Below are 19,020 nucleotides of genomic sequence, written 5' to 3' on the forward strand. Positions count from 1 at the left end.
GTCTCGTGGGCGCGGGGATGTATATAAGGGTCAGGCGATTTGTCAGTCGATACCGATGGTGACTGACAGACCGCTTTCGCGAGCAAGCCCGCTCCCACACTGATTTGTGTGGGTTGGTTAGGTTTCTGTTGGAGTCTGGCAATGCCGTTACGCGAAGAGTGTCTGTGGGAAAAACTGACGCCGCAAAGGCCTGACAATGCGGCGCTCAAAGGTGAGGTGAAGGCGGATGTCTGCGTCATCGGCGCCGGTTTCACCGGGCTGTCGGCGGCGGTTCATCTGCTGGAACAGGGCAAAACGGTTTGTGTGCTGGAGGCCCATCGCGCCGGACACGGAGGGTCGGGACGCAACGTCGGGCTGGTCAACGCCGGGATGTGGATTCCACCTGATGAGATCGAGGCCGGGTTTGGCGAAGCGGTCGGCAGTCAGCTGAACCGCATGCTGGGCGCGGCACCATCGCTGGTATTCAGCCTGATCGACAAGTACAACATCGATTGCCAGTTGCGCCGCGAAGGCACGCTGCACATGGCCCACAACGCCCGTGGCGAAGCCGATTTGCGCAGTCGTGAAGAACAGTGGAAACGTCGTGGCGCGCCGGTCGAACTGCTGACCGGGCAAGCTTGTGAGCAAGCGACGGGCACCCAGAAAATCGCCGCCGCGCTGCTCGATCGGCGTGCCGGTACCCTAAACCCGATGGCCTACACCTCGGGACTGGCGAAGGCAGCCATCAGCCTCGGCGGTCAGTTGTTCGATCATTCCCCGGTCACCCGCCTCGAACGCCAGGGCCAGCGCTGGTCGGTGCAGACTGCGCAGGGTTCGGTGCTGGCCGAGCAAGTAGTGATCGCCTCCAACGCTTATACCGAAGGCGACTGGACCGAGTTACGGCGCAATTTTTTCCCCGGCTATTACTATCAAGTGGCGTCGGTGCCGCTGACTGAAGAGGCGGCGCAGCAAATTCTGCCCGGTGGCCAAGGTTCATGGGATACCCGTCAGGTACTCAGCAGTATCCGCCGGGATAAAGACGGTCGCCTGCTGCTCGGCAGCCTGGGCAATGGCAACCAAAAACCGACCTGGTTCCTCAAAGCCTGGGCCGATCGCGTGCAGCAGCATTACTTCCCTTATCTCAAGCCGGTGGAATGGGAATGCACCTGGACGGGGCGCATCGCCTTCACGCCGGATCACTTGATGCGCCTGTTCGAACCCGCGCCCGGAATAGTGGCAGTCACCGGCTACAACGGCCGGGGAGTGACCACGGGAACGGTGGTCGGCAAGGCGTTTGCCGATTATTTGTGTAACGGAAATCCTCAAGCGCTACCCATTCCTTTCGCTCCCATGCAGCCATTGGCAGGGGTGGGGTTGCGTAGCTGTTTGTACGAGGCCGGGTTTTCGCTGTATCACGCAGGCCAGTGCCTGCGGATCGTGATCTGATTGTTGAAATTTGTTGCTGGAAGCGGCGCTTTTTCGCGCAGCGACTAGCCTGTAGTGGTGCGCGTTGTAGCAGTTGCGCACCAGCAGTGTGCAGTTCGGTGACGCGCGTTGTTACAGGCTGGTTGCACGCCGTTTCGCGCCGCGGTTGCAATGATGGCGCAGAGGGGTTGCGCCTCAAAAAATAAATGGTTTTACCTTCCGCGGTTTAGACGGTTGCACGCCCAATGAAAATGGGATCGAAACAGTCGAAATAACAATAAAGCAGCGACTTTTTTCAGAATAAAAAACCGATGGCACGGCACTTGCTCTGAGCAATCAGTGAAGTCGCAGTGCCAATTAAAAAAAACCTTGGAGCACCACCTCATGTCCCAGACGTTTTACAAGAAAGGCTTTCTGGCCCTCGCAGTGGCAACTGCGTTGGGTGTTTCTGCGTTTGCTCAGGCTGACATCAAGATCGGCGTAGCGGGTCCAATGACGGGCGCCAACGCAGCATTTGGCGAGCAGTACATGAAGGGTGCACAGGCAGCAGCCGATGCGGTCAACGCGGCTGGTGGCGTTAACGGGGAAAAAATCGTACTGGTCAAGGGCGATGACGCCTGCGAACCTAAACAGGCTGTGACGGTCGCCAAGGACCTGACCAACCAGAAAGTTGCCGGCGTGGTCGGTCACTTCTGCTCCTCGTCGACCATCCCGGCCTCCGAGATCTACGACGAAGCGGGCATCATTGCAATCACCCCGGGCTCCACCAACCCAGCCGTTACCGAGCGTGGCCTGAGCGCCATGTTCCGTATGTGCGGACGTGACGACCAGCAAGGCATCGTGGCCGGCGACTACATCGTCGACGTACTCAAGGGCAAGAAGGTTGTCGTGCTGCACGACAAGGACACCTATGGCCAGGGCCTGGCGGATGCCACCAAGGCGCAACTGGCCAAGCGCGGCGTAACGCCAGTGCTGTATGAAGGCCTGACCCGTGGTGAAAAAGACTTCAGCACCATCGTGACCAAAATCCGCGGTGCTGGCGCCGATGTCGTCTACTTCGGTGGTCTGCACCCGGAGGCCGGTCCTCTTGTCCGTCAACTTCGCGAGCAAGGCCTGAAAGACGTCACGTTCATGTCCGACGATGGCATCGTGACCGACGAACTGGTGACCACCGCTGGCGGTCCGCAGTTCACCAAAGGCGTGCTGATGACTTTCGGCGCCGACCCTCGCCTGCTGCCAGACAGCAAGACGGTGGTAGACGCATTCCGCAAAGCCGGCACCGAGCCTGAAGGCTACACCCTGTATGCCTACGCTTCGGTCCAGACCCTGGCAGCGGCGTTTAACGGTGCCAAGTCCAACAATGGCGAAAAAGCCGCCGAGTGGCTGAAAAAGAACCCTGTCAAAACCGTCATGGGCGAGAAGACCTGGGACAGTAAGGGCGACCTGAAAGTCTCCGACTACGTGGTTTACGAATGGGACGCGAACGGCAAATACCATCAACTGGAAAAACAGAAGTGATATGAGCGGCTGATCTGCCCGGTGCCTTATGGGCCGGGCAATCCTGAAACATGTCCGTGCAGTACCTGTCTTTTCTCGTAGAGCTGCACACAACCGCATTGCGACGGCGGCTGAACCCCGGTCCGTTGCATGCGGCTTCTGTGCAGTCTCTCAAATGCGTGAGATTGCGTTATGGATGGTATTTTCCTGCAGCAACTGGTCAACGGCCTGACCCTCGGGTCGGTCTATGGCCTGATCGCCATCGGCTACACAATGGTCTATGGCATCATTGGCATGATCAACTTCGCCCACGGCGAGGTTTACATGATTTCCGCTTACCTCGCGGCAATCAGTCTGGCACTGCTGGCTTACTTCGGTATTGAATCCTTCCCGCTGCTGATGCTCGGCACCCTGATCTTCACTATCGTCGTCACGGCGGTGTATGGCTGGGTCATCGAGCGAGTCGCCTATAAACCCCTGCGTAACTCCACCCGACTGGCACCGCTGATCAGCGCCATCGGTATTTCGCTGATCCTGCAAAACTACGCCCAGATCTCCCAAGGCGCGAAGCAACAGGGCGTTCCAACCCTGCTGACAGGTGCCTGGCGCGTCGATATCGGTACAGGTTTCGTGCAATTGACCTACACCAAGGTCTTCATTCTGGTCGCAGCGTTTGCCGGGATGGCCCTGCTGACCTACATCATCAAGTACACCAAGCTCGGCCGCATGTGCCGCGCGACCCAGCAAGACCGCAAGATGGCCTCGATCCTGGGGATCAACACCGACCGGGTGATTTCCTACGTGTTCATCATCGGTGCAGCGATGGCGGCCCTGGCCGGCGTACTGATCACCATGAACTATGGCACGTTCGACTTCTATGCCGGCTTCATCATCGGGATCAAGGCGTTCACCGCCGCGGTACTCGGCGGAATCGGTTCGCTGCCTGGCGCCATGCTTGGCGGGATCATTCTCGGGATCTCCGAATCGCTGTTCTCCGGTCTGGTGAACTCGGACTACAAAGACGTATTCAGCTTCTCGCTGCTGGTTCTCGTTCTGGTCTTTCGGCCTCAAGGCCTGCTCGGCCGTCCTCTTGTGTCGAAGGTGTAAGCGATGTCCTCAACCACTAAAAAAACCATTGATCTCAAGAAAAGTCTGGTTGACGCGATCCTTGCCGGGCTCGTTGCCCTGATCGTATTTGGGCCGATTGTCGGTGTTGTACTCGATGGCTACGGCTTCAACTTGGAATCAACCCGAGTGGCCTGGATTGTTGCCATCGTCATGGCCGGTCGCTTTGCCTTGAGTACATTCCTGCAGACGCCCAAGGGCCTGAGAATTCTCGAAGGATTTGAATCCTCCGGCTCCGGGGTGCACGTACTGGCACCCGATTACAAATCGCGCCTGCGCTGGATCATCCCGCTGGTGATCGTCATTGCCGTGGTGTTCCCGTTCTTCTCCAACTCCTACGTGCTGGGCGTGGTTATCCTCGGGCTGATCTACGTACTCCTGGGTCTGGGGTTGAACATCGTGGTCGGTCTGGCCGGCCTGCTCGACCTGGGTTACGTGGCGTTCTACGCCATCGGTGCCTATGGCCTGGCACTCGGTTATCAGTACCTGGGGCTGGGTTTCTGGACGGTGCTGCCGCTGGCGGCGATTACCGCGGGGCTGGCCGGTTGCATCCTTGGCTTCCCGGTGTTGCGTTTGCACGGTGACTACCTGGCAATCGTGACCCTGGGCTTCGGTGAAATCATCCGCCTGGTCCTCAACAACTGGCTGACCCTGACCGGCGGCCCGAACGGTATGTCGGCGCCGCTGCCGACCTTCTTCGGCCTCGAGTTCGGCAAACGTGCGAAAGATGGCGGTGTGCCGTTCCATGAGTTCTTCGGCCTCGCCTACAACCCCGACGTGAAGTACTACTTCATCTACGCGGTGTTGTTCCTGGTGGTGCTGGCCGTGCTGTACATCAAGCATCGTCTGGTCAAGATGCCTGTAGGCCGTGCATGGGAAGCGCTGCGTGAAGACGAAATCGCCTGCCGTTCCATGGGTCTGAACCATGTACTGGTCAAGCTCTCGGCGTTCACCATCGGCGCATCGACCGCCGGTCTGGCCGGTGTGTTCTTCGCCACCTACCAGGGCTTCGTCAACCCGACCTCGTTCACCTTTTTCGAGTCGGCCCTGATCCTCGCCATCGTGGTACTCGGCGGCATGGGTTCGACCATTGGAGTGGTGATTGCGGCCTTCGTACTGACCGTAGCTCCGGAACTGCTGCGTGGTTTCGCTGAATACCGAGTTCTGCTGTTCGGCATCCTGATGGTGTTGATGATGATTTGGCGACCGCGCGGCCTGATTCGGATCAGCCGTACCGGTGTGACCCCGCGTAAAGGAGTAGCGCCATGAGCGAAGTCGTACTCAGTGTCGAAAAACTGATGATGCACTTCGGCGGCATCAAGGCGTTGAACGATGTCAGCCTGAAAGTTCACCGTAACTCGATCTTCGCCCTGATCGGCCCCAACGGCGCCGGCAAGACCACCGTGTTCAACTGCCTGACCGGGTTCTACAAGGCCTCCGGCGGCAAGATCGAACTCAACGTGCGTGGCCAGCAGACCAACGTCATCAAGTTGCTGGGCGAATCGTTCAAGCCGACCGATTTCGTCTCACCGAAAACCTTCGCCAGTCGCCTGTTCTACAAGGCGTTCGGCGGTACTCATCTGGTGAACCGGGCCGGGCTGGCGCGGACTTTTCAGAACATTCGCCTGTTCAAGGAAATGTCGGTGCTGGAAAACCTGCTGGTGGCCCAGCACATGTGGGTCAACCGGAGCATGCTCGCTGGCATCCTCAACACCAAGGGCTACCGCAAGGCCGAAAGCGATGCACTGGACCACGCGTTCTATTGGCTGGAAGTGGTGGACCTGGTGGACTGCGCCAACCGTCTGGCCGGTGAGCTGTCCTACGGCCAACAACGTCGCCTGGAGATCGCCCGGGCCATGTGCACCCGCCCGCAGATCATCTGCCTCGACGAACCGGCCGCCGGCCTCAACCCTCAGGAAACCGAAGCGCTGAGCGCGATGATCCGGTTGCTGCGTGACGAACACGATCTGACCGTGGTGCTGATCGAACACGACATGGGCATGGTAATGAGTATTTCCGACCACATTGTGGTGCTGGACCACGGCGTCGTCATCGCCGAGGGCGGTCCCAATGACATACGCAACGACCCGAAAGTGATTGCTGCCTACCTGGGTGCCGACGAAGAGGAACTCGTATGACTAAAGGTGCGATCCTCGAACTCAAGGCGCTGGACGTGTTTTACGGGCCGATTCAGGCCCTGAAGAAAGTCTCGCTGCACATCAACGAAGGTGAAACCGTCAGCCTGATCGGCTCCAACGGCGCCGGCAAGTCGACCCTGCTGATGTCGATTTTCGGCCAGCCGCGGGCGGCGGACGGGCAGATCCTCTATCAAGGCGTGGACATCACTCACAAGTCATCGCACTACATCGCGTCCAACGGCATCGCGCAATCACCGGAAGGGCGGCGGGTGTTCCCCGACATGACCGTCGAGGAAAACCTGCTGATGGGCACTATTCCGATCGGTGACAAATACGCGAAGGAAGACATGCAACGCATGTTCGAGCTGTTTCCGCGGCTTGAAGAGCGGCGCACGCAGCGCGCCATGACCATGTCCGGGGGCGAGCAGCAAATGCTCGCCATCGCCCGGGCGTTGATGAGCCGGCCTAAACTTCTGTTGCTCGACGAACCAAGCCTGGGCCTGGCCCCGATCGTGGTGAAGCAGATCTTCGCCACCCTGCGGGAACTGGCAAAGACCGGCATGACCATCTTCCTGGTGGAGCAGAACGCCAACCACGCACTCAGGTTGTCGGACCGGGCGTATGTGATGGTCAACGGCGAGATCCGCATGAGCGGCACAGGCAAGGAACTGCTGGTCAACGAGGATGTGCGTAACGCTTATCTTGGCGGGCATTGATTCGTTACTGAAGTATCCACAGCCCCGGCGAGCAATCTCCGGGGCTTTTTTACATCTCAATAAACCGCAATCCCCTGAGAGAGAGCCGGCTCCCACAGGGGATGGTGGTGCGGTCTCGGGAAATTGTGGAAAACAATATTCGCAAGCTCCCAAAGCGCGACATAAAGCCGCTGCAAATAGCTGTTTTGTCACGGTTTTGACTTGTCCCCGTTTGCTGTGGAGCTGGCTGTGAATAACGTGGGTGTAGCTGTCTGGAGGCCTTTGAATACGTGGCTTACAGCGTTATGGTTGTTTTTTGATCAGGCGATTTTGCGAGTCTTGAGGCCGGTTTTGTCAACTATTTTCTTGGGGGTGAAACGGCTGCAAACGGGTGTGGGCAAGCCTGTGGATAAGTCTGTGGTTAAACTCTGGAAAGACTCGGCTGAAGGCCGTGGTTACTGGCTTGCGGCCACCGTCGGTTTGACCGGCTGGTCGAGAAAATGACCATGGGCTACACGGCAGGACGACGAGGGTCAAGCGAAAAAGTTTTGTAATCCCTCGCTAAGCCTTGTGGATAGCGGCTTGCAGCATTTCGACTTGCCCCCGGAATGTGTGGATGGGGCTGTGGATAAGGTGCGCGCACCTGTCTGCAGGCCACGGTGCACAAGGTGCTGCGTGGTTTGATCGTTTTTTGTACAGACCTGGCAGTGGTTGCCGCTGTGGGCAAGGCCGGGCATGCTGCTTGCTGATTTTTTATTCCAATGGCTGACCCTCAGTCCAAGCAAGGAGAACACGATGTCCAACACCCTGTTTATTACCGGCGCGACCTCCGGTTTTGGTGAAGCCTGTGCCCGTCGTTTTGCCGAGGCCGGCTGGAAACTGGTGCTGACTGGTCGTCGTGAAGAACGCCTCAACGCGCTGTGCGCCGAACTGTCGAAACAGACCGAGGTGCATGGCTTGGTACTCGATGTGCGTGATCGCAAGGCCATGGAAGAGGCCATTGCCAACTTGCCGCCATCCTTCGCCAAGCTGCGCGGGCTGATCAACAATGCCGGCCTGGCCCTGGGAGCTGATCCGGCGCCTAAGTGCAGCCTGGACGACTGGGACACCATGGTCGATACCAACATCAAGGGCCTGATGTACAGCACGCGCCTGCTGCTGCCGCGCCTGATTGCCCACGGTCGTGGCGCCGGTATCGTCAACCTGGGTTCCGTCGCCGGCAATTATCCGTATCCGGGCAGCCACGTGTATGGCGGGACCAAGGCCTTCGTCCAGCAGTTCTCCCTGAGCCTGCGCTGTGATCTGCAAGGCACTGGCGTGCGGGTCAGCAACCTCGAGCCGGGTCTGTGCGAGAGTGAGTTTTCGCTGGTGCGTTTTGGCGGTGATCAGGAGCGTTACAACGCCACCTACGCCGGTGCCGAACCGATCCAGCCGCAGGACATCGCCGACACCATTTTCTGGATTCTCAATGCCCCGGCACACATCAACATCAACAGCCTGGAGTTGATGCCGGTCAGCCAGAGTTGGGCCGGGTTTGCGATTGATCGCAGTGGTGGCAAGACCGCATAACGGCTATTCGCGAGCAGGGGTGTGCATTCCAATAAGGGAGCGAGCCTGCTCGCGAAGGCGATTTATCAGTCAGCGAAGATAATCGGAAAGGCCGCGATAACAGGTCGCCAAGTGATAAGGCGTGGTCGACGGCATATCCCGACGACTCACTTCGCCGTACTCATCACGGCACTCGTACCACCCGCCTGTGTGCAATGAGCGTTGCTGCAACGCCTGCAATTGGCGCAACACCGAGGCTTCGCTGTCCGGGCGCAGCGTCAATGCCCGCAGGTACTCGGCCTGTGCCCAGATCCGCTGAGTAGCATCCCGAGCGCCGCCATTCGGTCCCAGGTCAAGCATGGCCCGCACGGCCCCGGTCTGTTGGTCGACGCCCAGTTGTTCGGTGAAAGCGAACGCCCGCTCCAGCGCTGCATGCAGTTTCGAACCGCGCAGTAATTCAGACGATTCCAGCAGGAAATACCATTCGAACTGGTGTCCTGGTTCGAACCAGTTATCCACAGCGCCCAAGGGCTTTTCCATCAGCACGCTGTGTTGCGGGTCGATGAAACGCTTCTGCATGGCTGTGCATAACTCTACAAGCGCGCGTTGTGCGGCGAGGTCTTCGCGAATGGATAATGTGGCGAGGAAAGCTTCGGCCAAATGCATCAACGGGTTCTGCAGCGGGCCGGTTTCCAGGGTAGCCCAGTCACGATCGAGGCAAGCTTCGTAGAGGCCATCGCCGGTGGCAAAACGCCGTGCGATCATTTCCAGGGCGGCGTTGAGTACCGATTCCACCAGCGGTTCGCGGACTTTGTCCCAATAGTGGGCGCAGGCGAACAGGATGAAGGCGTGGGTGTAGAGGTCTTTGCGCTGATCCAGCGGTGTTCCGTTCGGGTCAATGCTGTAGAACCAGCCGCCGTACTCGGCATCGTGAAAATGCCGTTGCAGGGAACGGAACAGCGCCGCCGCACGCTCTTCGGCGTTCGGTACCTGGCCGATAAGGCTGGCAAACAGATACAACTGCCGTGCGCAAGCCATGGCCCGGTAACGCTGCGGAGGTAGCGGCTGGTGTTCGGCGTCCAGTGCCTCATAGGGTAGCGCCATGTCGGCATTCCAGCCGGGGCCTTGCCAGAGTGGCACGATCACGTCCTGGAAGTGCTGTTGCACCGAAGTGAACAGAGCGGTCAGTTCAGGCTGGGAGGCGGAGCGAGGAGCATGCGGCATTGGCTGGCGTCGTCACGGCAGGTTTGATTGCGCGACATGTTAGCAGGCCTGAGGGATGCGGTGTCTGTCAGGCCCTCATCGCGGACAAGCACGCTCCCACAAGAGAACGCATTCCAAATGTGGGAGCGGGCTTGCCCGCGAAGAGGCCGCTTCAGGCGCTAGAGAATCAACCCGCGAACAACCAGACCCCAGTTGCCGCCGAAGCCGCACCCGCCAGTCGAACCAACGGTGCAGCCGCTCGCGGCAAGACCCGCACCACGGCATAACCCGCCGCATGCAACGCCGCCGTCGCCATCACAAACCCTGCGGCATAGGCCCAGGGACTGGACATGTCCGGCAGTTCCAGGCCATGGGCCACGCCATGGAACAGCGCGAACAGCGCCGTCGCACCCACCGCCACGCTCAACGGCGGGCGCACCGCCAGGGCCACCGCCAGACCCAACGCCAACACAGACGCGGCGATCCCGCTTTCCAGTGCCGGCAGGTTAAGGCCTTCAAAGCCCAGCAGCCCGCCAAACAGCATGGTGCCGACAAAAGTGCACGGCAGCGCCCAACGCGCCGCGCCTTTCTGTTGCGCTGCCCACAGACCGACGGCGAGCATCGCCAGCAAGTGGTCGAGGCCGCCGATCGGGTGGCTGATGCCGGCCATCAATCCATTGTCGCCATGACCCGGGTGGGCGAAGGCGATAGCGGGGGTCAGCAGAAGGGCCAGGGCGCCCAGGATACGTTTCAGTGTCATGGATAAGCTTCCTTGTGAATAAGGGGGTCAGGCCGCGGTCAGCAGGCCCTGGCGTTCAATAAAGGCGATGATTTCTTCGAGGCCCTGGCCGGTTTTCTGGTTGCTGAAGACAAACGGCTTGCCGTTGCGCATGCGCGTGGTGTCGCTGTCCATCAGGGTCAGCGACGCGCCTACCAGCGGCGCCAGGTCGATTTTGTTGATCACCAGCAAATCGGATTTGCAGATCCCCGGTCCGCCCTTGCGTGGCAGCTTGTCGCCGGCCGAAACGTCGATCACATAGATGGTCAGGTCCGACAGTTCAGGGCTGAAGGTCGCCGACAGGTTGTCGCCACCGGACTCCACCAGAATCAGATCCAGGCCGGGAAAACGGCGGTTCAGCTGATCCACGGCTTCGAGGTTGATCGAGGCGTCTTCGCGGATCGCCGTGTGCGGGCAGCCACCGGTTTCCACGCCAATGATCCGCTCTGGTGCCAGAGCCTGGTTGCGCACCAGAAAGTCGGCGTCTTCGCGGGTGTAAATATCGTTGGTCACGACGGCCAGGTTGTAGCGCTCGCGCAGGGCCAGGCACAGGGCCAGGGTCAGGGCTGTTTTACCGGAGCCGACCGGGCCGCCGATGCCGACGCGCAGGGGTTGTGTGTTCATGTGGTTCTCCAAAATAGAGCGGCCAAAATAAGGGGGCCTAGGAACGGAACAGACGGCTGTACTGGCGCTCGTGGGCCATACACGCCAGGGACAGGCCGAAAGCGGCGCTGCCATAGTTTTCGGGGTCGATGTCGGTGGCGTTCTGCTGGGCTTGCTGCAACAACGGCAGCAATTCGCTGGTCAGGCGCTGGGCAGCTTGTTGGCCCAGCGGCAGGGTTTTCATCAATACCGCCAACTGGTTTTCCAGCCAGCTCCAGAGCCACGCGGCGAGTGCGTCCTGCGGACTGATCTGCCAGGCGCGAGCGGCCAGCGCCCACCCCAGGGCCAAGTGCGGTTCTTGGCGCTGTGCCAGAAAGGCGCGTGCCGTTGCATCCAGCTCCGGTAAACCGTAGAGCAGTTGTTGCAGGGAATAGCCCATCTGCCGGCTCTCCTGATGCAACTCACGGGTTTCCCGACTGGCGCGGTGTTCTTCACAGCGTTGCAGCAGTTCGCTCCAGTTTTCCTCGAAAGCGGACACGCAATGAGCGAGCAACAACGGGGCTTCGAAGCGGGCAAGATTGAGCAGCAATTGATCGCTGATCCAGCGTCGCGCGCTGTCTGGATCGTGCACCCGACCGTTCTCCACCGCCATTTCCAGGCCTTGGGAATAGCTGTAGCCGCCGATCGGCAATTGCGGACTGGCCAGACGCAGCAGCGCCCAGGCGGGGTTCATGGGCGCACGCCGAACTGGTGTAGTTTGGGCGGGTAGTTGAAGTCTTCATCGCCATGGCGCGAATGATGATGGCCGCCGCCATAGGCACCATGCTCCGGCTGGAATGGCGCTTCGATGCTTTCGGTAGTGGCGCCAAGTTGTTCGAGCATGGCCTTGAGTACGTAATCATCGAGCAGGCGCAGCCAGCCGTCGCCAACCTGCAAGGCAACGTGGCGATTGCCCAGGTGATAGGCGGCTCGGGTCAATTCGAAAGCGTTGGCACAGGTGACGTGCAGCAGCTGTTCCGGGCGCGCACAAACGCGAACGATACGCCCGTCTTCGGCTTGCAGGCATTCGCCGTCATGTAGTGGCGATTGACCGCGCTCCAAAAACAACCCGACGTCTTCACCTTCGGCACTGAAACAGCGCAAACGGCTTTTGCTCCGGGCTTCGAACGTCAGGTGCAACTCAGCGGCCCAGACGGGTTGAGGGTCGATTCTGCGATGAATCACCAGCATCGGAAAGCTTCCAGCAATGGACAATGCTCAGGCTAGAGCAAGGGGCTTGCCAATCGGGGTGCTGTGTAGGAAATGCCTGAGGGACGCGTAGGTTGAGGCATGGTAGGGCGTGGGTTTTGAGTGATGTTGGTGCGGGAGGTTTTCGTATTGCACCAATGTGAAGCGACTTGGCTTTTCCTGTGGGAGCGAGCCTGCTCGCGAATGGGGCGGGACATTCACCATCGTGTCGAACTGGCCTACGCCTTCACGAGCAGGCTCGCTCCCACAGGGGGCTTTGTTCCATCAGGGGGTTATTCAGTGCTGCCCAGACCCTGCCAGTGCTTGAGGCCGATAAAGATAAACCGCAACTGCTGGGTAATCTTCGCCTGAGGCGTCAGATGTTCAGGCAATGCCTCGGTCGGAGGATCGATGATGTCCGGTAAGGTGGCGAACACGCTTTTAACGATCAAGTCCGCCATCACGCTCAGGTCGGCGATGTCCAGGTGTTGCAGCTTTGGCATCAGCGACAGGTCGGCCGCCAGATCCGAGCTGATATCTTCGCGCAAACGGCCGATGGCCAGACGCACCGGGAGCGAACCGCCGTACTGCTCGCGGGCAAGAAACAGAAATTGCGAACGGTTGGCACTGACCACATCGAGAAAAATCCGCACCGACGCATCGATGATACCGCCCATGACAAATTCGTTGTGCCGCACCAAACGGATGGTTTCACGAAAGGTCTGGCCGACCTCGCTGACCAGCACCAGGCCCAACTCATCCATATCGGCGAAATGCCGGTAGAAACCGGTCGGGACGATCCCGGCGGTTTTCGCCACTTCGCGCAGGCTCAGGCTGCCGAATCCTCGGCCACCTTCCATCAAGTGGCGGGCAGCGTCCATCAGGGCGTTGCGGGTTTGTTGCTTCTGTTCGGCGCGGGGCAGCATTGCAGGGGTGTTTTCTGAAGAAGGAGAGCGGCGCACTCTAGCAAATCAGCTTTGGCGGCGTCGAACGGGGATAAGGTGTTCCAGCGGGGGGAGGTGTGGCGTCTATAAAGCGAGGAGCCAGAAAATCAAAAGCCCAATCCGGTGATTGGGCTTTTTTTCAGGGCCACCATGGGTTAGCTCATGGTGCTGTTGCGTTCGATCACACGGTCACCACCACCTTCGGCGAGGGTTTGACCTGGGGTGCGGTCCGAGCCGTCAGCGGCAACGGTTTGACCTTGAGGCGTCTGGTCGTAACCGTCTTCAGCAACAGTCTGGCCTTGTGGGGTCTGGTCGTAGCCGTCTTCGGCAACAGTTTGACCTTGTGGGGTTTGATCGTAGCCATCTTCAGTGATCAGGCCTTTTTCTTTCAGGCGATCGTTACCACCTTCAGCCAGGGTTTGGCCTGGAGTACGGTCGGAACCATCGGCAGCAACGGTTTGGCTGAATACCGAGTGGTTGTCTTTGACTTGCGGAGTAGCCTGGTCAGCGGCCGGCAGTGCGAAAGCAGTGCTGGCCAACATAGAGAGAGTAAGGCTGAGGAGTAACTGGCGTTTCATGATCGGGTGCTCCGTGGGAGGGCGATAAATTGGGTACGAAGGCAATGCTACTCTCGATAAGTCGATATAAAAGTTCATAAACGCAATGTTAATAATCAACGGAATTGATTGTTCTCTGCAGGCCTTCTAAACCGGGGCTTTGCGCTGCACCGAGGTGGGTATTTTCGACTCACTTGTGCCATGCAAAAGTGCGGGTGCGGTAACGCAAGGGAGGAAGGAAGGGTGATAGTCGAGTGGTTGATTGCGGCAAAATCGGTTTTCCGATTAAACCTGCACGCGGTTTTCCAGTCGTAGATTGCATAGCGGGTCGGTTCCGGCCCAGCGTTTTTCATGTGCGTCGCAGTCCGGGCGCTCAGTCGTATCAGGAGCCCTGTGCAATGACGCGCACTCGTAAAATTCTTGCCTGGACCTTCACCAGCCTGGTCGTGCTGCTGGCGGTGCTGGTACTGATCATCGTCTTCTTTGATTGGAACCGGATCAAACCCCCTCTTAATGCCAAAGTGTCTGAAGAACTGCACCGTCCATTCGCCATCAACGGCAACCTGGCGGTGGTCTGGCGCCGCGAAATGGACGAGGGCGGCTGGCGCGCCTGGGTACCGTGGCCGCATGTGGTGGCCGAAGATTTGAGCCTGGGCAACCCGGACTGGTCGAAGACGCCACAGATGGCCAGCCTCAAACGCGTCGAGCTGCGCATTTCTCCCCTGGCCTTGCTGGCGCAGCGCGTAGTGATCCCGCGCATCGACCTGACCGAACCCAACGCCGGGTTGCAGCGCCTGGCCGATGGTCGCGCCAACTGGGTTTTCAAGTTCGATCCGAAAGACCCGAACGCAGAACCTTCACCGTGGGTGGTGGATATCGGTGCAATCGGTTTCGACAAAGGCCATGTCACCCTTAACGACCAAAGCCTGAAGACCCAGCTCGACGTGTTGGTCGATCCGCTGGGTAAACCGATTCCGTTCAGCGAGATTGTCGGCGACAAAACCGCCAAAGCCGCCCGGGAGAAAGGCGCATCACCGCAGGACTACGCCTTTGCCCTGAAGGTCAAAGGTCAGTATCACGGCCAGACACTCGCCGGGCAGGGCAAAGTCGGGGGGCTGCTGGCCCTGCAGGACACGGCGCGGCCGTTTCCGCTGCAGGCCCAGGTGAAGATTGCTGACACGAGCGTCGAACTGGCGGGCACTCTGACCGATCCGATGAATCTGGGTGCCCTGGACCTGCGCCTGAAGCTGGCCGGCAACAGTCTGGGTAATCTCTATCCGCTGACCGGCGTGACCCTGCCGGATACGCCGCCGTATGCCACCGACGGGCACTTGATCGCCAAACTGCATGAGCCGGGGGGCGCGGTGTTCCGCTATGAAGCGTTCAACGGCAAGATCGGCGCCAGCGATATCCATGGCAATTTGATTTATACCGCTAGCCAACCGCGACCGAAACTCAGCGGCTCATTGCTTTCCAATCAATTGCTGTTTACCGACCTGGCGCCGTTGATCGGCGCCGACTCCAATGCCAAGCAAAAGGCCCGTGGCGGTGAAAGCAGACAGCCGGCGGACAAGGTGCTGCCGGTCGAAGAGTTCAAGACCGAGCGCTGGCGCGATATGGACGCCGATGTCGAGTTCACCGGAAAACGCATCATTCACAGCGAAAAGCTGCCGTTCAACGACCTTTACACCCATTTGGTACTCACCGACGGTGTACTCAGCCTCGAACCGCTGCGGTTTGGCGTGGCGGGCGGCAAGCTGGATGCGCAGATTCGCCTGAACGGACGCACAGAACCCTTGGAAGGCAACGCAAAACTCACCGCGCGCGGTTTCAAGCTCAAGCAGTTGTTTCCGACCTTCGAGCCGATGAAGACCAGTTTCGGTGAGCTCAATGGCGATGCCGACATCACGGGGCGCGGCAACTCGGTGGCCAAATTGCTGGGCAGCGCCAATGGCAATCTGAAAATGCTGATCAACGATGGGGCGATCAGTCGCGAGTTGATGGAGTTGGCCGGGTTGAACGTCGGCAACTACGTGGTGGGCAAGATCTTTGGCGACAAGGAAGTGAAGATCAACTGCGCGGCCGCCGATTTCGACATCAAGACCGGCCTGGCTACAACGCGGCTTTTTGTCTTCGATACCGAGAACGCGATTATTTATATTGATGGCACGGCGAACATGGCGACTGAGCAACTGGACCTGACCATTACCCCTGAATCCAAGGGCTGGCGTTTGATTTCACTGCGTTCGCCGCTTTACGTGCGAGGTAAGTTCATCAAGCCCGATGCCGGGGTGAAAGCCGTTCCATTGATGCTTCGGGGGGCTGGGATGGTTGCATTAGGTGTGATTGCTGCACCGGCCGCAGGGTTGCTGGCGCTAGTGGCGCCCAGTGGCGGCGAACCGAATCAGTGCGCGCCGCTGCTGGAGCAGATGAAGGCGGGCAAGGCGCCTAAGACTGTGAAAAACTGATGCATGAATTTCAATGTTTTGTAGGAGCGAGCATGCTCGCTCCTACAGTTTTCGTAGCTCAACACCATCGTTTTTTCACATCACCAGGTTGGGTGTTGGAACATGCAGCAAGTGAGTGTTGATGTGATTGCCAATTTTTTTGATAACAGTCTCTCTGATCTTGTCGTATTCACGCGCATCCAGCGAACTGACCAACAACCACATATTGGATTTCCCATCCTTGATGGAATTGAGGATGGGTTGATCCAGGATGTCGATGCCGATTTCATCGTTCGTTTTGAACGCAACCTGCAGGGTGATGATGCTTGCATTATTGCGAACAATAGTCAGACGGGCTGACGTGTTGACCGGCATTTTCGTTCGACAGATGGAGTTGACTTCCTCGTTCGAAATGAAAGTGTTGGTCCGAAGTTTATCGAGAATGGTTGTGATAACCGGCGATTGTGTCGGCGATTTTTTAAGTACGAAAACGCGTTGAGTAAGATCTGTTTTTCCTCTTTCTCCAGGGGATTCCCTGCATTGGATGCAACGATTTTCAAAAGGCTTGTAGTGCAAAATTCGTCGCGCTTGAACTCTCGGCTTTTTGTGATCCAACCTATTTTGCTGACAATGTCTACATAGCCGGACCACAACAAGTTTGGATTGCGTGGCTGCTTTGAAGCGGTTGTGAGTTCAGCGAGCAGGCTGGAGGTCAAAATGTCTTTTTTGAAGTCTTCGGCGTGTGAGCCACAAAAAATTGTTATGTTACCGTTGATCAGGTAAATGTCAGAACTAGGTGTATCCATAATGGCGGGTTCTCGGGTTTTAAATTTGAATCGGCAGTTTTTGCCGATTCAAATGTTAATGGAAATTAAAAGTCGGGAAGTCCTTCAATGAACTTTTCGGCGTGGCTGCTGAATTTTTTATATATCAGTTCGCGAATGGTGGAGAAAATTCTATTGTCCAGGTATGTGCGTACGGCGCCGGTTTTCAGGGCGGTGGATTGCCTTGTAGATTTCCAGAACAAGATGCCACGGGTGCTTTCCCTTGCATCCAGGGAAATGCAGTTCAGGACCATGTTGGCTTGCCCGTTGTTATCGACCCACACGGGGGCGATGTCGAATTTGGCCTGGGTGCCGAGTTTAGCTCCCCGGTTGAAGATTTCGATAGCCTGAGGATTTTTCTGCACAGCTTCTACGGCTTGTTTGCCAACGTTTCCGAGAATTTCAGCGCCATTTGCACCAATCAAGCCTTTGGCTACTTCCAAGGCAACCTGGTCCATCGTCAAGCCAACTCTGCGGATGGTGGTCTCTTGAATGTCTTTGTTTTGAATGACCCAGCCCAGTTTTTTCAAACCGTTAACGTAGTGTTTGTACCATTCAAATAGCTGAGCTTCTTCCGGGTACAGTCTGTCTGCGTCAGTCTGCATTACTAATTTGCAAAGATTGACGTCGTCGATGATTTGTTGCGAAACGCCTGGAAGAAACGCATCGATTGTACCGGGCATTACGCTGGCGGTTGGTTTGTTGATGTCGTGGGGTGGCTGGTTCTCGGAAACGCCAGAGAATGTCCGTGGCATTGTGATGAGGGATAATGCTGGCAGGTCGTCGATGAACTCGAGTCGTTGTTCAAGATGCATGAAGGTTATTCCTTTACTTGATTGTTTAAGCAACCGCTTGGTTGTGGTTGTTAGAGTAATTTCATGCCGGAAAAAGTCCATGCGGGGTTTGTAACTTCAAATATAAGTGTGATGCTTGGTGTCTTATTGCGTTCTTAATGATTTAAGTTATTTCAGTGGTTGGTTAATAGTGGAGGATTTTATTCTCTTATATTGAGTTTCAGTTGTTTTGCCTGAAGTGATCAGCGCAAAGTCTGCCCTGACACCAAAGCCTCCTCACGCAGCCACGCAAAAAAAGCCCGAACCGGCGGATGCCGCTCACGACCCGGCACACACAGTGCGCTGTAACCCGCGCCATCCACCTGCACGTCGCCCCGATAGGGCAACAGCACACCGTTGGCAACGCTTTCGGACACCAGAATATTGCTCGCCAGCACCAGACCTTGCCCGGCGATCGCCGCTTGCAGGGCGTAATGCTCTTCGTCGTATTCGCGCACGGCGGGCTGGTCGGTCAGCCAGGTCTCGCTAGCCTGTGCGCACCAGGCCTCCCAGCCGTGGGCATAGAGCTTGGAGTTGTGCCAGCGCACGCTGATCAGCGTTGGCGTGCAAGTGGTGGCCAGGCTCACTTGTTCAGGTGAGCCATAGACGCCGAAGGATTCGTCGAACAGGCACAACCCATACAGGTTCGGATAGTCATCAAGGCTGTAGCGAACCACGAGGTCGACGCTGGCGTCCTGATGCAGATCGATGACTTCGCAATGGGTATCGAGGCGCAAGCTGATGTTTGGATGGCGGGCGTAAAAGCGACCCAGGCGTGGCACCAGCCACAGGGCCGCGAAAGCGGCGGTGGTGGAGATTGTCAGGCTCGTTCCGCTGCGTTGCGGGCGCAGGGTGTCGACGCTTTGCGCCACTTCCAGAAACGCGCCATGCAGGCTGTGAAACAGCCGTTCACCGCAGTCGGTCAGGCGTACCTGACGTGGCAGGCGCTCAAACAACGGCACGCCGAGCCACGTCTCCAGCGAGCGAATCTGATGGGACACCGCCGTCGGGGTCACCGACAGTTCTTCGGCGGCGGCCTTGAAGCTCAGCAGGCGTGAAGCGGATTCGAAGGCGCGCAGGGCGGTCAGCGGTAGCGAGGCAAACATTTGAATGCTCCATGGATGAAATGGATTCATCCAGACTGATTTTTGTTCAGTTGAACAGGGGCAGCTACAAGCTTGAAGCTGCAAGCCACAA

General features: G+C 58.0%; 19 protein-coding genes. 9 read left to right on the forward strand and 10 right to left on the reverse strand.

Going from position 1 to position 19,020, the window contains the following annotated elements; all coding sequences use genetic code 11:
* Positions 1-141 precede the first annotated feature (141 nt).
* From FFS64_RS21650 to FFS64_RS21685, 8 genes are all read left to right on the forward strand, one after another.
* On the forward strand, positions 142-1,425 hold the full coding sequence (locus tag FFS64_RS21650) for an FAD-binding oxidoreductase (protein ID WP_137807094.1): 1,284 nt from the start codon (positions 142-144) through the stop codon (positions 1,423-1,425).
* Between the two features lie 363 nt (positions 1,426-1,788).
* Positions 1,789-2,922, forward strand: coding sequence for an ABC transporter substrate-binding protein (locus tag FFS64_RS21655; protein WP_137807095.1), 1,134 nt, complete (start codon positions 1,789-1,791; stop codon positions 2,920-2,922).
* 171 nt (positions 2,923-3,093) lie between these two features.
* A complete protein-coding gene (locus tag FFS64_RS21660; RefSeq protein WP_095192106.1) occupies positions 3,094-4,008 on the forward strand; it encodes a branched-chain amino acid ABC transporter permease LivH in 915 nt (304 codons plus the stop codon).
* 3 nt (positions 4,009-4,011) lie between these two features.
* Positions 4,012-5,295, forward strand: a complete 1,284-nt coding sequence (gene livM / locus FFS64_RS21665) for a high-affinity branched-chain amino acid ABC transporter permease LivM (RefSeq protein ID WP_137807096.1) — start codon at positions 4,012-4,014, stop codon at positions 5,293-5,295.
* Complete coding sequence (locus FFS64_RS21670) at positions 5,292-6,164, forward strand: ABC transporter ATP-binding protein (RefSeq protein ID WP_137807097.1); 873 nt, start codon at positions 5,292-5,294, stop codon at positions 6,162-6,164. Before livM ends, FFS64_RS21670 begins: the two co-directional genes overlap by 4 nt.
* Positions 6,161-6,880 carry an ABC transporter ATP-binding protein gene (locus FFS64_RS21675; RefSeq protein WP_137807098.1) on the forward strand — a complete coding sequence of 240 codons (720 nt, stop codon included), beginning with the start codon at positions 6,161-6,163 and terminating at the stop codon, positions 6,878-6,880. The genes FFS64_RS21670 and FFS64_RS21675 overlap by 4 nt, the downstream gene beginning before the upstream one ends.
* Before the next feature lie 228 nt (positions 6,881-7,108).
* Positions 7,109-7,363 carry a hypothetical protein gene (locus tag FFS64_RS21680; RefSeq protein ID WP_137807099.1) on the forward strand — a complete coding sequence of 85 codons (255 nt, stop codon included), beginning with the start codon at positions 7,109-7,111 and terminating at the stop codon, positions 7,361-7,363.
* Between the two features lie 291 nt (positions 7,364-7,654).
* Complete coding sequence (locus FFS64_RS21685; RefSeq protein WP_137807100.1) at positions 7,655-8,428, forward strand: SDR family oxidoreductase; 774 nt, start codon at positions 7,655-7,657, stop codon at positions 8,426-8,428.
* A gap of 69 nt (positions 8,429-8,497) precedes the next feature.
* On the opposite strand, the gene FFS64_RS21690 is transcribed toward FFS64_RS21685, so the two are convergent.
* The 7 genes from FFS64_RS21690 to FFS64_RS21720 all read right to left on the reverse strand — a co-directional run bounded on the left by FFS64_RS21690 (position 8,498) and on the right by FFS64_RS21720 (position 13,740).
* On the reverse strand, positions 8,498-9,631 hold the full coding sequence (locus FFS64_RS21690) for an AGE family epimerase/isomerase (protein ID WP_137807101.1): 1,134 nt from the start codon (positions 9,629-9,631) through the stop codon (positions 8,498-8,500).
* A gap of 166 nt (positions 9,632-9,797) precedes the next feature.
* The gene (locus FFS64_RS21695) at positions 9,798-10,370 is read right to left on the reverse strand and encodes a HupE/UreJ family protein (protein WP_137807102.1); all 573 of its coding nucleotides are present in this window, start codon (positions 10,368-10,370) and stop codon (positions 9,798-9,800) included.
* Positions 10,371-10,397: 27 nt separating this feature from the next.
* Positions 10,398-11,012 carry an urease accessory protein UreG gene (ureG, locus tag FFS64_RS21700; protein WP_137807103.1) on the reverse strand — a complete coding sequence of 205 codons (615 nt, stop codon included), beginning with the start codon at positions 11,010-11,012 and terminating at the stop codon, positions 10,398-10,400.
* Positions 11,013-11,049: 37 nt separating this feature from the next.
* Positions 11,050-11,724 carry an urease accessory protein UreF gene (locus tag FFS64_RS21705; RefSeq protein ID WP_137807104.1) on the reverse strand — a complete coding sequence of 225 codons (675 nt, stop codon included), beginning with the start codon at positions 11,722-11,724 and terminating at the stop codon, positions 11,050-11,052.
* Positions 11,721-12,221 carry an urease accessory protein UreE gene (ureE, locus tag FFS64_RS21710; RefSeq protein ID WP_137807105.1) on the reverse strand — a complete coding sequence of 167 codons (501 nt, stop codon included), beginning with the start codon at positions 12,219-12,221 and terminating at the stop codon, positions 11,721-11,723. Before ureE ends, FFS64_RS21705 begins: the two co-directional genes overlap by 4 nt.
* A 290-nt stretch (positions 12,222-12,511) precedes the next feature.
* Positions 12,512-13,144 carry a TetR family transcriptional regulator gene (locus FFS64_RS21715; RefSeq protein WP_137807106.1) on the reverse strand — a complete coding sequence of 211 codons (633 nt, stop codon included), beginning with the start codon at positions 13,142-13,144 and terminating at the stop codon, positions 12,512-12,514.
* Positions 13,145-13,317: 173 nt separating this feature from the next.
* Positions 13,318-13,740, reverse strand: a complete 423-nt coding sequence (locus FFS64_RS21720) for a hypothetical protein (protein ID WP_137807107.1) — start codon at positions 13,738-13,740, stop codon at positions 13,318-13,320.
* A gap of 377 nt (positions 13,741-14,117) precedes the next feature.
* Here FFS64_RS21720 and FFS64_RS21725 point away from each other — a divergent pair, with 377 nt between their 5' ends.
* Entirely contained in the window at positions 14,118-16,187 is a 2,070-nt protein-coding gene (locus FFS64_RS21725) for an AsmA family protein (RefSeq protein WP_137807108.1), read from the forward strand.
* 75 nt (positions 16,188-16,262) lie between these two features.
* Here FFS64_RS21725 and FFS64_RS21730 read toward each other — a convergent pair whose 3' ends face one another.
* The 3 genes from FFS64_RS21730 to FFS64_RS21740 form a co-directional block, all read right to left on the reverse strand.
* Complete coding sequence (locus tag FFS64_RS21730) at positions 16,263-16,541, reverse strand: hypothetical protein (RefSeq protein ID WP_137807109.1); 279 nt, start codon at positions 16,539-16,541, stop codon at positions 16,263-16,265.
* A gap of 496 nt (positions 16,542-17,037) precedes the next feature.
* Positions 17,038-17,805, reverse strand: a complete 768-nt coding sequence (locus FFS64_RS21735) for a hypothetical protein (protein WP_137807110.1) — start codon at positions 17,803-17,805, stop codon at positions 17,038-17,040.
* A gap of 221 nt (positions 17,806-18,026) precedes the next feature.
* A complete protein-coding gene (locus tag FFS64_RS21740) occupies positions 18,027-18,959 on the reverse strand; it encodes a LysR substrate-binding domain-containing protein (protein WP_372242180.1) in 933 nt (310 codons plus the stop codon).
* Positions 18,960-19,020: the final 61 nt, after the last annotated feature.

The organism is Pseudomonas sp. G(2018), assembly GCF_005502415.1.
Classification (GTDB): domain Bacteria; phylum Pseudomonadota; class Gammaproteobacteria; order Pseudomonadales; family Pseudomonadaceae; genus Aquipseudomonas.

What these genes read in the sequence shown, in the direction of transcription:
- FFS64_RS21650 (WP_137807094.1), top strand. Translation starts at nt 142, where the DNA reads ATGCCGTTACGCGAAGAGTGTCTGTGGGAAAAACTGACGCCGCAAAGG.
- FFS64_RS21655 (WP_137807095.1), top strand. Translation starts at nt 1,789, where the DNA reads ATGTCCCAGACGTTTTACAAGAAAGGCTTTCTGGCCCTCGCAGTGGCA.
- FFS64_RS21660 (WP_095192106.1), top strand. Translation starts at nt 3,094, where the DNA reads ATGGATGGTATTTTCCTGCAGCAACTGGTCAACGGCCTGACCCTCGGG.
- livM (WP_137807096.1), top strand. Translation starts at nt 4,012, where the DNA reads ATGTCCTCAACCACTAAAAAAACCATTGATCTCAAGAAAAGTCTGGTT.
- FFS64_RS21670 (WP_137807097.1), top strand. Translation starts at nt 5,292, where the DNA reads ATGAGCGAAGTCGTACTCAGTGTCGAAAAACTGATGATGCACTTCGGC.
- FFS64_RS21675 (WP_137807098.1), top strand. Translation starts at nt 6,161, where the DNA reads ATGACTAAAGGTGCGATCCTCGAACTCAAGGCGCTGGACGTGTTTTAC.
- FFS64_RS21685 (WP_137807100.1), top strand. Translation starts at nt 7,655, where the DNA reads ATGTCCAACACCCTGTTTATTACCGGCGCGACCTCCGGTTTTGGTGAA.
- FFS64_RS21690 (WP_137807101.1), bottom strand. Translation starts at nt 9,631, where the DNA reads ATGCCGCATGCTCCTCGCTCCGCCTCCCAGCCTGAACTGACCGCTCTG.
- FFS64_RS21695 (WP_137807102.1), bottom strand. Translation starts at nt 10,370, where the DNA reads ATGACACTGAAACGTATCCTGGGCGCCCTGGCCCTTCTGCTGACCCCC.
- ureG (WP_137807103.1), bottom strand. Translation starts at nt 11,012, where the DNA reads ATGAACACACAACCCCTGCGCGTCGGCATCGGCGGCCCGGTCGGCTCC.
- FFS64_RS21705 (WP_137807104.1), bottom strand. Translation starts at nt 11,724, where the DNA reads ATGAACCCCGCCTGGGCGCTGCTGCGTCTGGCCAGTCCGCAATTGCCG.
- ureE (WP_137807105.1), bottom strand. Translation starts at nt 12,221, where the DNA reads ATGCTGGTGATTCATCGCAGAATCGACCCTCAACCCGTCTGGGCCGCT.
- FFS64_RS21715 (WP_137807106.1), bottom strand. Translation starts at nt 13,144, where the DNA reads ATGCTGCCCCGCGCCGAACAGAAGCAACAAACCCGCAACGCCCTGATG.
- FFS64_RS21720 (WP_137807107.1), bottom strand. Translation starts at nt 13,740, where the DNA reads ATGAAACGCCAGTTACTCCTCAGCCTTACTCTCTCTATGTTGGCCAGC.
- FFS64_RS21725 (WP_137807108.1), top strand. Translation starts at nt 14,118, where the DNA reads ATGACGCGCACTCGTAAAATTCTTGCCTGGACCTTCACCAGCCTGGTC.
- FFS64_RS21730 (WP_137807109.1), bottom strand. Translation starts at nt 16,541, where the DNA reads ATGCCGGTCAACACGTCAGCCCGTCTGACTATTGTTCGCAATAATGCA.
- FFS64_RS21735 (WP_137807110.1), bottom strand. Translation starts at nt 17,805, where the DNA reads ATGCATCTTGAACAACGACTCGAGTTCATCGACGACCTGCCAGCATTA.
- FFS64_RS21740 (WP_372242180.1), bottom strand. Translation starts at nt 18,959, where the DNA reads ATGAATCCATTTCATCCATGGAGCATTCAAATGTTTGCCTCGCTACCG.